This is a genomic window from Clostridium sp. BSD2780061688st1 H5 (assembly GCF_005845155.1).
Taxonomy (GTDB): Bacteria; Bacillota; Clostridia; order Lachnospirales; family Lachnospiraceae; genus Claveliimonas; species Claveliimonas intestinigallinarum.
This window is the reverse complement of record NZ_SPGT01000002.1, coordinates 168,381-180,727: the sequence shown is the minus strand read 5'-3', so window position 1 is coordinate 180,727 and position 12,347 is coordinate 168,381. Positions and strand designations below refer to the sequence as shown.

At 54.3% G+C, this 12,347-nt stretch carries 17 protein-coding genes; 14 read left to right on the top strand and 3 right to left on the bottom strand.

Going from position 1 to position 12,347, the window contains the following annotated elements; all coding sequences use genetic code 11:
• Window positions 1–23: 23 nt before the first annotated feature.
• The 3 genes from FGQ86_RS02330 to FGQ86_RS02320 all read left to right on the top strand — a co-directional run bounded on the left by FGQ86_RS02330 (window position 24) and on the right by FGQ86_RS02320 (window position 1,411).
• Entirely contained in the window at window positions 24–368 is a 345-nt protein-coding gene (locus FGQ86_RS02330) for a TIGR04076 family protein (RefSeq protein ID WP_033125721.1), read from the top strand.
• Between the two features lie 240 nt (window positions 369–608).
• Window positions 609–938: a hypothetical protein gene (locus FGQ86_RS02325; RefSeq protein ID WP_033125671.1), complete on the top strand. Its 330-nt coding sequence runs from the start codon at window positions 609–611 to the stop codon at window positions 936–938.
• Window positions 935–1,411 (top strand): GNAT family N-acetyltransferase, encoded by a 477-nt coding sequence (locus tag FGQ86_RS02320; protein ID WP_138302859.1) that lies wholly within the window; start codon window positions 935–937, stop codon window positions 1,409–1,411. The genes FGQ86_RS02325 and FGQ86_RS02320 overlap by 4 nt, the downstream gene beginning before the upstream one ends.
• Here FGQ86_RS02320 and FGQ86_RS02315 read toward each other — a convergent pair.
• Window positions 1,380–2,189 (bottom strand): hypothetical protein, encoded by an 810-nt coding sequence (locus FGQ86_RS02315; protein WP_138302858.1) that lies wholly within the window; start codon window positions 2,187–2,189, stop codon window positions 1,380–1,382. The genes FGQ86_RS02320 and FGQ86_RS02315 overlap by 32 nt on opposite strands.
• Before the next feature lie 362 nt (window positions 2,190–2,551).
• Here FGQ86_RS02315 and FGQ86_RS02310 point away from each other — a divergent pair, with 362 nt between their 5' ends.
• From FGQ86_RS02310 to FGQ86_RS02270, 8 genes are all read left to right on the top strand, one after another.
• Window positions 2,552–3,367 carry a DUF3658 domain-containing protein gene (locus FGQ86_RS02310; protein ID WP_243127123.1) on the top strand — a complete coding sequence of 272 codons (816 nt, stop codon included), beginning with the start codon at window positions 2,552–2,554 and terminating at the stop codon, window positions 3,365–3,367.
• 113 nt (window positions 3,368–3,480) lie between these two features.
• A complete protein-coding gene (locus FGQ86_RS02305; RefSeq protein ID WP_138302856.1) occupies window positions 3,481–3,846 on the top strand; it encodes a helix-turn-helix transcriptional regulator in 366 nt (121 codons plus the stop codon).
• 313 nt (window positions 3,847–4,159) lie between these two features.
• Window positions 4,160–4,768 carry a helix-turn-helix transcriptional regulator gene (locus tag FGQ86_RS02295; protein ID WP_052084008.1) on the top strand — a complete coding sequence of 203 codons (609 nt, stop codon included), beginning with the start codon at window positions 4,160–4,162 and terminating at the stop codon, window positions 4,766–4,768.
• Between the two features lie 84 nt (window positions 4,769–4,852).
• Window positions 4,853–5,305, top strand: coding sequence for a thioredoxin-dependent thiol peroxidase (bcp, locus tag FGQ86_RS02290; RefSeq protein WP_033125667.1), 453 nt, complete (start codon window positions 4,853–4,855; stop codon window positions 5,303–5,305).
• Window positions 5,306–5,336: 31 nt separating this feature from the next.
• Entirely contained in the window at window positions 5,337–5,669 is a 333-nt protein-coding gene (locus FGQ86_RS02285; protein ID WP_138302855.1) for a hypothetical protein, read from the top strand.
• Between the two features lie 113 nt (window positions 5,670–5,782).
• Window positions 5,783–6,424: a TetR/AcrR family transcriptional regulator gene (locus FGQ86_RS02280; RefSeq protein WP_138302854.1), complete on the top strand. Its 642-nt coding sequence runs from the start codon at window positions 5,783–5,785 to the stop codon at window positions 6,422–6,424.
• A gap of 109 nt (window positions 6,425–6,533) precedes the next feature.
• Window positions 6,534–7,505, top strand: coding sequence for an ATP-binding cassette domain-containing protein (locus tag FGQ86_RS02275; protein ID WP_138302853.1), 972 nt, complete (start codon window positions 6,534–6,536; stop codon window positions 7,503–7,505).
• Window positions 7,480–8,253 (top strand): ABC transporter permease, encoded by a 774-nt coding sequence (locus tag FGQ86_RS02270; protein WP_138302852.1) that lies wholly within the window; start codon window positions 7,480–7,482, stop codon window positions 8,251–8,253. The genes FGQ86_RS02275 and FGQ86_RS02270 overlap by 26 nt, the downstream gene beginning before the upstream one ends.
• A gap of 120 nt (window positions 8,254–8,373) precedes the next feature.
• Here the strand turns inward: FGQ86_RS02270 and FGQ86_RS02265 are convergent, their stop codons facing one another.
• Window positions 8,374–8,910, bottom strand: a complete 537-nt coding sequence (locus FGQ86_RS02265) for an HD domain-containing protein (protein ID WP_033125665.1) — start codon at window positions 8,908–8,910, stop codon at window positions 8,374–8,376.
• Window positions 8,911–9,084: 174 nt separating this feature from the next.
• Window positions 9,085–9,975 carry an AraC family transcriptional regulator gene (locus FGQ86_RS02260; protein WP_138302851.1) on the bottom strand — a complete coding sequence of 297 codons (891 nt, stop codon included), beginning with the start codon at window positions 9,973–9,975 and terminating at the stop codon, window positions 9,085–9,087.
• Window positions 9,976–10,090: 115 nt separating this feature from the next.
• On the opposite strand from FGQ86_RS02260, the gene FGQ86_RS02255 reads away from it, so the two are divergent.
• The 3 genes from FGQ86_RS02255 to FGQ86_RS02245 are packed head-to-tail and all read left to right on the top strand — an operon-like array spanning window position 10,091 to window position 12,307.
• Window positions 10,091–11,314, top strand: coding sequence for an MFS transporter (locus FGQ86_RS02255; RefSeq protein WP_207742237.1), 1,224 nt, complete (start codon window positions 10,091–10,093; stop codon window positions 11,312–11,314).
• Window positions 11,301–11,501: a hypothetical protein gene (locus FGQ86_RS02250; RefSeq protein ID WP_138302850.1), complete on the top strand. Its 201-nt coding sequence runs from the start codon at window positions 11,301–11,303 to the stop codon at window positions 11,499–11,501. The genes FGQ86_RS02255 and FGQ86_RS02250 overlap by 14 nt, the downstream gene beginning before the upstream one ends.
• A 59-nt stretch (window positions 11,502–11,560) precedes the next feature.
• Entirely contained in the window at window positions 11,561–12,307 is a 747-nt protein-coding gene (locus FGQ86_RS02245; protein WP_138302849.1) for an SDR family oxidoreductase, read from the top strand.
• The last annotated feature ends 40 nt before the right edge of the window (window positions 12,308–12,347 follow it).

Genomic DNA, 12,347 nt, shown 5'->3' with positions numbered 1-12,347 from the left:
AAAAACGGAGGTAATATTTGATGATGAAACGCGTAAAGATCACTGTTCTGAAAACCACTCTTGACAAGGAGCTGGCCGATGAGTACGGCATTGAGGGACTGACCCCCTGTCCCATGCTGAAGGCAGGCCAGGTCTTCTATGCGGACTACGCAAAGCCTGATGGCATGTGCGATGAGGCCTGGAAGGCCATCTACCAGTATGTATTCGCCCTGGCCCACGGTGCCGGGAAGGATCTCTTCTACTACGGAGACTGGATCAGAAAACCGGGCGTCGCCATTGTCTCCTGCAATGACGGACTGCGTCCTGTCATCTTCAAGCTGGAGGCCACTGAAGAAGAGTCAGAGATTGACTACACGCCCGTCAGGTAGATAGGTAGAACGGGAGGTACCCCTATGACCGGCCAGGAAACGCAGGCAGGGCGGCAGGCTGGTCTGTGAGTGTGACAGATAGGAAAAGGGAAGACTTTCCCAGTACTACAGGATCGACCTGTAGTGAATTCCCTTCAGTGATTTCCTGAAAAATGTGGACATTCCCAGGGGGCAGTGATACACTGTCCCCTGTAAGATAACAGCAGCCGCAAATAAGCCCCATTATTTCAGGAGGAACCTATGATCATAGAAAACAATCCAAAAGAGCTGGAAGCAATGAGAGAGTTTCACAGGGGAAACCGGGCCGAAGGCCTGAAGCTCCAGGAAGAATTTGCCGCTCAGTTCAGAGAGGAATACAAAGATAAGGACCACTGCCCCTGCAAAAAGGCGTGCCGCTATCACGGCAACTGCAAGGAATGCGTGGCCATACACAGGGCACACCAGGAGCATGTCCCCAACTGCATGAGGCCCATGCTGAACAAAAAGCTCCGTCTCCTGTCTGAGCTCACCGAGCACACGCTGGCCAATGAGATCGAGCCGCCAAAGGAGGTTCTGAGAAAAGACCTATGATTTACAGAGCATATACCTCAAACGACCTTGCCGCCGTCATCCGCCTGTTCCATGATACGGTCCACGCGGTCTGCGCCCGGGATTACACCCCCAAGCAGCTGGATGCGTGGGCTCCACAGGAGCTGGATATGGAAAGGTGGCAGGCCACGCTCCTGGCCCACCACACTATTATTGCGGAGGAAGCCGGTATCATCACCGGATTTGGCGATATGGACAACGCCGGCTACCTGGACCGCCTCTATGTGCATAAGGATTTTCAGCGCCAGGGCATAGCCACTGCCATCTGCGACCGCCTGGAGTCCTACCTCTCCCCGGAGCTTCTCTGTGCCCGGTTTACAACCCACGCTTCCATCACCGCAAAGCCTTTTTTTGAAAAAAGAGGATACCGCGTTATAAAAGAACAGACCGTGGAGCGCTGCGGTATCCAGCTAACGAACTACGCTATGGAGAAGCCTTGTCGGAAAGCTGAGTGATCAGCTCTTCCACCGTCTCAAGGCTCTCCTCTAAATCCTCCGCGATTTCCTGTGCTGTCTTTCCCCTGGACAGCTTTTTCTTTACCTGTTCCTTCAGCACAGACTCTTTCCCGGCCTGGTAGCCCTCATCCATTCCGGCCTGGTAGCCGTCCTCGTAGGCCTCGCTCTTTACAGCCTTTTCATAGCTTTCCTTGTCAAACGTCTCCAGTATCATTTGCATCACCTCCGCCTTCTGCTGGATCAGGATGTCCCTCAGAATTCCGTCCTGGATGCAGTCGTCAATAGTCTGCATGAGCGCCTCCTCCAGAGGCCCTGCTGTCTCCAGGTTCCTCCGCACCCTATCCACAAAGATGGCGTACTCCTCCAACCGCCGGCACTTCTCCATAAGAGCCCGGTTGTGGCCGTAGTTGATGTTCAGCATCACTGTAGTACATTCCAGCGCCGGGGTCTTTCCCTCCCCACACCTCTCAAAAAGGTCGGAGAGCCGCAGGACTGTCCGGTCCGGCTGGTCTCTCGTCCCATTGTAAAACACGATGTGCTGGGGAAGGGGGAACTTTTTGGGGCTGGAGCTGTAGATATTGATGTTGTCCCGGGCAATGATCTTCCCGTACAGCCTTGCAAAGTACAGCACGCCCCGCATGGGCATATTGGGATTGTAGGTGCTCTGATGCTCATATAAGTTCAGGGTGCCGCTGACAAGGAAGGAAATGTCATTTTTCATGGAAAGATAGAGCACATTTCTTGTACTCCCGGTCAGCAGTGGGATATTCTGAGTCATCCATATTTACTTTTTTCGTCATGCACATAAAGATGTCACACCTCCATTATAGACATAAAAACAACGGACTGCAACCTTTTCACCTGTCTGCAGACTTCAAAAAAGGAATTTCATGTGGCGGAACCCGCCCCGGACAAACGCCGGATGATCATAAATAAGAATGGCTGCCAGGCAGCCTCAGAGAAAAGATTTTCTCTGTAGATGGTTTTCATTATATAAAAAACAGACGCGGATGGCAATAGGACACATTGCACAAATTTATGAAAACGATTTTGTGGAAATAATAGACACTGAGGGGCAGAGATGATACACTATGGATAATACTACAGGCAATGAGAAGGATACGAAAGAGGAGGCAGATCATGATTGACATTTTGTTTGGCGAGAGCGAGGCTGCCTGCATGAAATATGCCAAAACCATCTGCGCACTCCCGGCAGAGGAGGGCGAACCGGACACGGTCATATGCCTTGCCTTCATGCTGGACATCGGCGATATCCAGGAAGCGATGGACAGCTCCTACCGGCAGGAGCTGATCTTCTCCATGTACAGCCAGGACCAGGATGGGCATGACGAGGCTGCCTGCCGGGAGCTAATGAAAGCCGGCGCCTCTTACATCCGCGGGCTGGCCCGGCTGGAAGAATATCTAAGGCAGGGCCGGGCTGTTAGGATCTGGTACAGTCACAGCCCCTACTCCCTCTGCGGTCTCTGCTTTCTCTGCGCTTGGATGAAGTCTTACAAAAATCCCGTCTCCGCAGTGGAGCTTCCAAGATACAGGACAAACGGCAGCCGCATTGTATCCTGCCGGAGCTGGGCTGAGGTGTCCCACGATGAATTCCGGCACTTTCTGCCTCTGGAAAGACCGCTTTCCTCTTCAGAACGGGAAATGTACGCGCTGCTGTGGGAAGACCTGCGAGGGGAAAACGCCCCTCTTCGCGCTGTCATCAACGGGAACCTGCTCAGCGTCCCTGAAGAGTTCTATGATTTTCTTATATGGAGGGAGCTCACCGACAAGCCCCTAAAGCAGGCCTTTCTCATCGGGAATATCCTGGGGAAATACCCGGTGGGGACCTACGACTGGTGGTATGCCCAAAGGATTGACACATTCATAGAACAGGGAAAGATAAGGGTAACCCAAGACTCCGAAAAAAAGTACGCAAGGACAATCTGCAGAGCCTGACCCGGAGGCCAAGGACACAGAAATTTTGCGCGCAACCGCAAAGTTGCGCCCGGGTTGATAGAGACAACTGCACATACATGCTATGCTGTTTCTATCAAAAGGAGGGAGCATATATGGAAATTTTATCCTCATTATCTGTTGTCATTGCATTTTTTAATCTCATTTTTATCCTTGGGAGCTTTGTGGGCGGCGTCTATCTCTTTATTTTAGTCGTGAAGGCCCTGAGGAAATACATCCGGTCCGGCAATGTGAACCCGGAAACGGCCAGGACAAGAAAATCTCTTGGCGAAGTGCTGAAGAAGCACCGCACGGACAGGGGAATGACCCAGGAATTCGTGGCCCAGGCGCTGGGCATCAGCAGGCAGGCTGTGTCCAAATGGGAAAATGGAACCTCAGAGCCCACCACCACCAACCTCATTGCCCTGGCAAAGCTGTTTGGAGTGGAGCCAGAGGATCTGCTGCGGGAGGTGCAGAAATGAACCGGAACACGGAAAAATATCTCGCCATCAAAAAGAAATTTGAGGGACAGGAGGACAGACGGATCCTGAGTGGGTGAGAGACTTTATCCGCACCTATAAGGCGAAGATGGACAGTCTGAGCATCCGGGAGGGATCAAAATACCTCTGATATGCCTCTGATATATAAGATGCAACCCCAGGTTGCGCTTCTGCAAGCCAGGGTTGGTGGCCTGCTCAGGGCATTTCCGCTATAATCCAGGCATACCACGAATGCCAGCCGCACATGGAAGCGGCCGGCTCTGACAGCATATCATACATATAAGGAGGCACCCCTATGAGCTTTGGTGAAAATCTTCGCACAGTAAGAAAAGAAAGAAAGATTTCCCAGGAGGAGCTGGCCGAGCAGCTACACGTCAGCAGGCAGGCTATTTCCCGCTGGGAGCAGGGAAACGGATACCCGGAGATGGAGAAAATGATATCCCTCTCCCGGATACTGAAGGTCTCCCTGGACTATCTTGTTTCAGACCAGTCTGACAGCCCGGAGCATCCAGGCACCGCTCCTGATGGTCAGTCACAGCCCGCCCCCACACCAGTGTCCACGGGCAAGATCATGATCCGCAGCCATGACGGCAAACAGCTGGTCAACTGCTATAAGGTAATGTCCATGCGTGTGTCCACCCGCCCGGACGTACCTCATTTTGCCCTTTTCGGAGTGGACAGCTCCTCCTTCTGGGGCGAGAACAGAACCATGCTCGGCTGGTATGCCCACGGGGCGGATGTCCAGAGGGAGACAGAAGCTATCTCACAGGCCATGCTGGAGGGAAAGACGTTCTATGAGCTGCAGTATGCCGCCAAAGTAAAAGAAAGCTTTCTGCGGGTCAGTCTCGTCAGAGAGGAAAACACCGCTCCTGAAAAAGAAAGGGATACAGACATAGGATCATAAGGCTTCGCATGGACACCTTCCCTGCGCAAGCTGAGGGATTCCTTTCATTTCAGAATAAAATTTCAGACTAAAGGAGGAACCACTATGTTAGAAATCGGAACAAAGGCGCCGGCATTTTCTCTGCCGGACCAGAACGGAGACATGCACACGCTGGAGGAATACAGGGGAAAGAAGGTCATCCTCTATTTTTATCCCAAGGACAACACTCCCGGCTGTACCAAGCAGGCCTGCGGCTTCGGGGATCTCTATCCCCAGTTTGCCGAAAAGGGCGCTGTCGTCCTTGGCGTCAGCAAGGACAGCGTGGCCTCCCACAAGAAATTTGAGGAAAAATACGGCCTTCCCTTCACACTGCTCTCTGACCCGGAGCTCACCTGCATCCAGGCCTACGATGTGTGGAAGGAGAAAAATATGTACGGGAGGAAGACCATGGGCGTGGTGCGCACTACCTACCTGATCGATGAGGAGGGCACCATCGTCAAAGCCTTCGGAAAGGTGAAGGCAGCCGACAATCCGGCCCAGATGCTGGCAGAGCTGTAGTCTCCCCCGTCCCGGAAAGGAGGGCAGGACAATGAAAAAGTACAGGAAAGAGCTTGTGATCACTGCGATACAGGCTGTCATGTTTTATCTGTTTCCCCTGACCGCCGGCCCCACTGATATGATGGGACTGGTGGTTGTCCTGCTGTTCTCCTCCTTTCTTCTGTCTCTTCTTCTGGGTGCTCTGTCCCGGACGCCTTTCAAGTATGCCTATCCGCTTCTCGTGTGCGCCCTGTTTCTGCCCACAGTTCCCATCCACTACAATGCCACTGCCCTTTCCCACGCCCTCTGGTACCTGGCGGACGGATATATGGGGCTTGGACTGGGGTGTGTTTTCAGGGCTGTCTATGAAAAGCGGCGGGATTAAGGAAGCCTGGAGCCAGCTCTGCCATTCACCCTTTTAGTATGAAAATCATTGACACCTTGCGTTTTGCTCGTTATACTATATACATACCAAACGAATGTATGTAGGAGGATACCATGGCCAGAAACAAATATCCGGAGGTCACTGTGGAGAAGATACTGGATGTGTCACAGCGGCTTTTTCTGGAAAAGGGATACGACAAGACAACGATCCAGGACATTGTGGACGAGCTGGGGGGCCTGAGCAAGGGCGCCATCTACCACCACTTCAAGTCAAAGGAGGACATCCTGAACGCCCTGGGGGACAGGCTCTTTGCCAGGAACAATCCCTTTGAGGAGGTAAAAAAGCGGACGGATCTGAGTGGCCTGGAAAAGATGAAGCTGGCCATCCTGCTGAACCAGTCCAACGAAGAGCAGACAGCCTTTTCCGCTCAGGCTGTCCCCCTCCTTAAAAATCCCCGGATCCTGGCAGGGATGCTGGAGACAAACCGCCGCACTCTGTGCCCCCGCTGGCTGGAGCTCATCGAGGAGGGCAGGCGGGACGGCTCCATCCAGACAGACTATCCAAAGGAGCTGTCCGAGCTTTTGATCCTCCTGGATGTCTGGCTGATCCCATCTGTCTTTCCCGGCAGCTCTGAGGAGATTATTCGCAGGTACCAGTGCAGCTGCGAGGTGCTCGCCAGGATGGGGCTTCCCATCTATGATGAAAAGGCGGCTGACCTGATCAGAAACCACCCTGCCCTGCAGCAGGACTCATAAAATTGCCTTTCAGAGGCAATTTTATATTAAACATATACATACCTTCGTTCGGTATTAATAATCAAAAAAAAGAAAACATGCGCCACAGCTCACAAAAAGGAGGTAACCCATGGAAGGAAACAATGTATCGATTTGCGTTTCCTCGCTGAAGAAACGCTACAAAGACAGAGAGGTCCTAAGAAACGTCACCTTTTCAGTCCCCACAGGGACCATCTACGCTCTTCTTGGCTCCAACGGCGCCGGGAAGACCACCACAGTCCGCATACTGACCACCCAGCTTTGCCCTGACGGGGGAGCTGCCCGGATCCGGGGCTTTGATGTGATCAGGGAGCCGGAGAAGGTCCACCAGGTCATCAGCGTGACTGGACAGTTCTCCGCCCTGGATGAAAGTCTGACGGGAATGGAAAATCTTCTCCTCATGGGCCGGCTGCGGCACCTGGCAGCCCCGGAGAAATCGGCGGTCCGGCTCCTGGCTTCCTTTAGCCTCTCCCCCGATGCGCACAGAAGGGTCTCCGGCTGGTCGGGAGGGATGAAGAGGAAGCTGGACATCGCCATGAGCCTTGTGGGAAGTCCCGATGTCCTATTCCTGGATGAGCCCACCACCGGACTGGACCCCCAGAGCCGCCTGGCCATGTGGCAGATCGTCCGAAGGCTACGGGACGGCGGCATGACCGTCCTCCTCACCACCCAGTATCTGGAGGAGGCCGAGCAGCTGGCTGACCAGATCGGTATCCTGAGCGAAGGGAAAATCCTGGCAGAGGGGACCCCCGCCCGGCTGAAGTCCCTCCTTCCCCGGGGCGCCGTGCGGTTTGCCTTCCACAGCCCGGAGGATCTGGAGCAGGCCGCCTCTCTTCTGGGAGCCCCTGCGGGAAAATGGCGGACCAGCTGCCTGCCGGAGGAGTGCGCTCTGACTGTGTTTACAGACGGGAGGGCAGACACCCTGGGGGAGCTCTTCTGCTGTCTCCGGGATGGCTCTGTTTCTGTCCGGGAATTCTCAGAGGAGTCCCCCTCCCTGGAGGATGTGTTCTTAACTATGATCAAGGAGGAAAAATCATATGGAAACAACAAAACAAAGCTATAGCGACACCTTCACCATCGCCTGGCGCTGCCTGCTCCTGTCCTGCCGGAACCCGGAGACCTTTCTCACCAGCATCCTGCTGCCCGCCCTCATGATGCTGCTCTTTGTCTCCCTCTTTGGCAGCCTGATCCGCGTGGACGGCACCTCCTACACAGCCTATATCGTCCCCGGCGTCCTCATCCAGTGCGCGGCCCAGGGCTCCTCCACCACGGCCATCATGGTCAATCAGGATATCACCAGCGGGATCCTGAGCAGATTTTCCACTCTCCCCATCCGTCAGGGAGCGCTCCTTTACGGCCATGTGCTGGAGGCCTGTGCGCGGAACCTTGTGACCTCCGCTGTGGTCCTTGTCATCGCGCTGCTCCTTGGCTTCCGCCCGGCCCTTACCCTGACCGGCCTTGGCATCACCTTCCTTCTTCTGTCAGGCATGATCCTGGCGCTGTCCTGGCTGGCCGTCGCTGTAGGGATCCTGTCAAAGAGCGCCCAGGGCGCCAGCTCTCTCTCCTCCCTGGCCATCGTCCTGCCCTACCTGAGCTCCGGCTTTGTACCCACAGAGCATCTGCCGCCGCTGCTGCGGACGTTTGCCCGCTATCAGCCCATGACACCTGTCATCGACGCCATGCGAGACGCCCTGTCGGGCAGCCCTGCGGACGCCGGGACTCTCGGTGCCGCCCTTCTGTGGTGCGCCCTTCTGACGGCTGTCTTTTGCGCCGCCTCTGTACTTTTCCTTAAAAGGAGGCTATTGGGATAGCGGAGCTGAGAATAGAAAACCCTGACAGATAGAGCCCGACAGACAGAACTCCACAGATAGAGCGAAAGGGCCGGATATGCAGGCGTCACATCCCGCATATCCGGCCCTCTTGCTATGCTTCTAATCGAAATTCTTCCGGATCAGCCGGCAGTACTCCTGGAATACCGGTTCCTTCTGAAAGTCCTTCGCAAGGGCATCCCGGACACCCTTGTAGTACCAGCCGATCATTTTCTTATCTTTCATCCGGAAGCGGTTCCAGAGCTCCTCGCCCACCTTGGGGTAATCCCGGTCGATATCACGCATATTGGACAATTTATCTGCAAGCCCGATCATCTGCACTTCCCTGGGAGCGTTCCCAATGGACTGGATCGTTGCGGTCTTCCTCTCCATCCAGGTCCTGGACTTATCCTCGCTCTCTCCGGCCACCATGGCCGCCACCCTGGGACTGAACTCCAGCGCCAGCACCTCCCTGGTCACTCCCTTACAGTCCTCAATTGTGTCGTGGAGTACCGCGGCGCTGATCACTTCCTCATCCCGGGTCATAGTGGACACGATCTCCTTCACCTCAATGGGGTGCACGATATAGGGACGCCTTGTCCCCTTCCGGAACTGCCCTTCATGAGCCTTCGTCGCAAATTCAATTGCCCTGTCGATCATATTCATACCTCTTTTTCATCCTCTGCTTCCATCGCTAATGATAATTTCCTTTAAAATCTCCTCTCTCGGCAAATATCGCTTGTCTGAATCATGCCTACATCATAGCATCAGTGGACAGAAATAGCAACTCCCTTGTAAAATTTAAACCCCTCCTCCAGATTTTCCCTGACGCAGTCATTTTCCCCATTTTTTCTGTCGGTACGCACTGGCGCTCATATGATACTGCTGCCTGAATTTCCTGCAAAAATAGCCGGCATCCGAAAATCCCGTATCCGCGGCAATGGAAGATATGGACTTCTGGGTTGCCTGAAGCTGCTCTGCCGCCTGTGCCAGCCTGTGGCGGATGAGATAAGCCACCGGGGATATATGTATTCCTGACCGGAAAATGTGCAGGGCGCCGCTTTTGCTCAAAGAGGCAGACGCGGCAATCTGTTCAAGCGTTATTTCTTCCATATAGTGATCGTGGATGAACTGCATCATGGTCTGCAGTTTAGCCTGTTTGTGGGTCAGGCGGCGAAGCCGGGAACCGCCCGCCGACAGATCCATATTCCCTGCCAGCAGCTCCCATATTTCCAGAAGCATTCTCACAGTGGACAATTCGCAGTCCTCCCCTGTCTCCTGAAGATCAAAAATCTGCAGGAGGATCTGCAGGATCTGTTCCTGCCAGCCTGTCTGCGGCTCCAGAACCTGGTAAGGGACAGATGAGCTGATGACAGGCATGATGTACTTATGGTAGACAAAAGTGTCTTCTGCCGCAAGAAGATACGGGGAAAAGACGATGTTGGGCGCCCATGCGCTCTCCTGCGCTTCAAATCGGTGCAGCACGCCGCTGTTGATAAAGATCCCGCTTCCCTGCCGCATCTCTATCCGGTCTTCCCCGGCAAAACAGAATACACTTCCTTCAGAAAAATATATAAATTCCACCTCATGGTGCCAGTGCCAGTCTATCCGGTGGAAGTCAAACTGCCAGATATTTTCCGGATAATAGGCAAACGGATAACCGCTGCTTCCATGGACTGCCGTTTCCCGGAGCGTTTCGTCCGTAACTGTCACGCAATGATCCATACTCATCCTCCGATTCATCTCATTTTGTGATATTGTACCATATAAAAGCAATTATATTCAATGATTTGGCATTCTCTATATGATATAATCCATATTCAGAACAGGAGGAGACAAAATGAGAATAAAAAATCAGTATAACAAAACCATTGCAGCCTGCTTCACGGGCTACATCGTCCAGGCTGTTGTCAATAATTTCGCGCCGCTTCTTTTTTTACTGTTTCAGGAAACCTATCATATCCCCCTCTCTCAGATCACGCTGCTTGTAACTTTTAATTTCGGGATACAGCTCCTGGTCGATCTTCTGTCCGTCAGATTCGCAGACAGGATAGGATACCGGGCCTCCATGGTTGCGGCACACATTTTTTCAGCCGCAGGCCTGATCCTTCTCACCGTTCTGCCGGACCTGCTGCCGGTACCGTTTGCCGGCATACTGATCTCCGTCATGGTCTACGCAGTCGGCGGCGGGCTGCTGGAAGTACTTGTCAGCCCAGTCGTGGAAGCCTGCCCCACCGGCCACAAAGAAAAAACCATGAGTATGCTGCATTCCTTCTACTGCTGGGGCTATGCGGGAGTCGTGCTCGTATCCACCCTCTTTTTCCATCTGGCGGGCATGGAAAACTGGAAGTTCCTGGCGCTGGCCTGGGCTTTTCTGCCCATCTGCAACGCTTTCGCCTTTACAAGGGTTCCCATGGCTCCCCTGCTTGAGGACGGTGAAAGCGAAATGACGCCGGGCTCACTTTTTAAAAACAAGCTGTTCTGGGTCCTGCTTGTCATGATGGTGTGCGCCGGGGCAAGTGAACAGGCGGTGAGCCAGTGGGCATCCGTATTTGCCGAGAAGGGCCTAGGCATCTCCAAAAGCGCCGGGGACCTGGCCGGCCCGATGGCATTTGCCCTGCTGATGGGGCTGTCACGTCTGTTTTACGGAAAATACGGACACCGGATCAACCTGGAGCGCTTTATGGCCGCAAGCGGGCTTCTGTGTATTGTATCCTACCTGGGGATCTCCCTCCTTCCGGTTCCCCAGCTCAGTCTGGCCGCCTGCGCTGTCTGCGGCCTGTCTGTGGGGATCATGTGGCCGGGTACCTTCAGCAAGGCGGCCGCCTCTCTTCCAAAAGGCGGGACAGCTATGTTTGCGCTGCTGGCCCTTGGCGGGGATATCGGATGCTCAGGAGGCCCCACGCTGGTGGGCCTTGTCTCAGACGCTATGGATAACGATCTGAAAATAGGTATTTTAGCAGGCGTACTGTTCCCGCTCCTTCTGTCAGCAGGGATCGTGCTTGCAAAAAGGCCGGAGGTGAAATGCAGCAATGAAAGGGATGCTGTCCTTGGAAAAGCGTAAGGATGGATTTATTTTTATCGTATTTTCTGTAGAAAGCACAGAGGAGGTAAATGCGCTGACCATTGACATGATAGAAACAGGTCTGGACGTTCTCTATGAACCTAAAAACATTGGCGGCATGTACGAGAGCTGCTTTGTATGCACAGAAGAAAGCGGACTGAAAATACGCGCCTGCCCGGACAGGTAGACAGCAGATATACTCTGGTGTAAAATGGGAGAAACGATAAAGACAAAAGGAGAATGTTCATGTCTGCAACACAGTCTGTAAAATACGTACTCGTCACAGGAGCCTCCAGGGGCATCGGCCGCGCCTGCGCCCTCCGCTTTGCCGAGGAGGGGTGGCACGTCTTTCTCAACTGCCGCTCCTCGCTGGAGGAGCTGGAGAAGGTCTGGCAGGAAATCCAGGAGCAGCTCCCCGGCCAGTGCACGCTTGTCCCCGGGGACGTGGGAAACCCGGAGGAGGTCCGGCAGATCTTTAAGAAAATTTATCAGCTCTGTCCCTGTCTGGACGTGCTGGTGAACAATGCCGGCATTTCCCACACCGGGCTCCTCACCGACATGACGGACCTGGAGTGGCAGAGAATGCTGGACACCAACCTGTCCTCTGTCTTCTACTGCTGCCGCAGCGCCGTCCCGCCCATGGTGACGCGCAAAAAAGGGCGGATCATCAACATCTCCTCCATGTGGGGGACAGTGGGCGCCTCCTGCGAGGCCGCCTACTCGGCCGCCAAGTCCGGGATCCACGGCCTGACCCGGGCCCTGGCAAAGGAGCTGGCCCCCAGCAACATCCAGGTCAACGCCATCGCCTGCGGGGTCATCGACACATCTATGAACTCCTGGCTCTCCCCCGTGGAGCGGGAGGCGCTGGAGGAGGAGATCCCCGCCGGAAGGTTCGGGACGCCCCGGGAGGCAGCGGACCTTGTGTGGCAGACCGCCCATGCCCCGGCCTACATGACCGGGCAAATCATCGGAATAGACGGAGGGTATATCTGATCCGGAACAGATCAGATATACCCTCCCTTTTCTTTTGTCT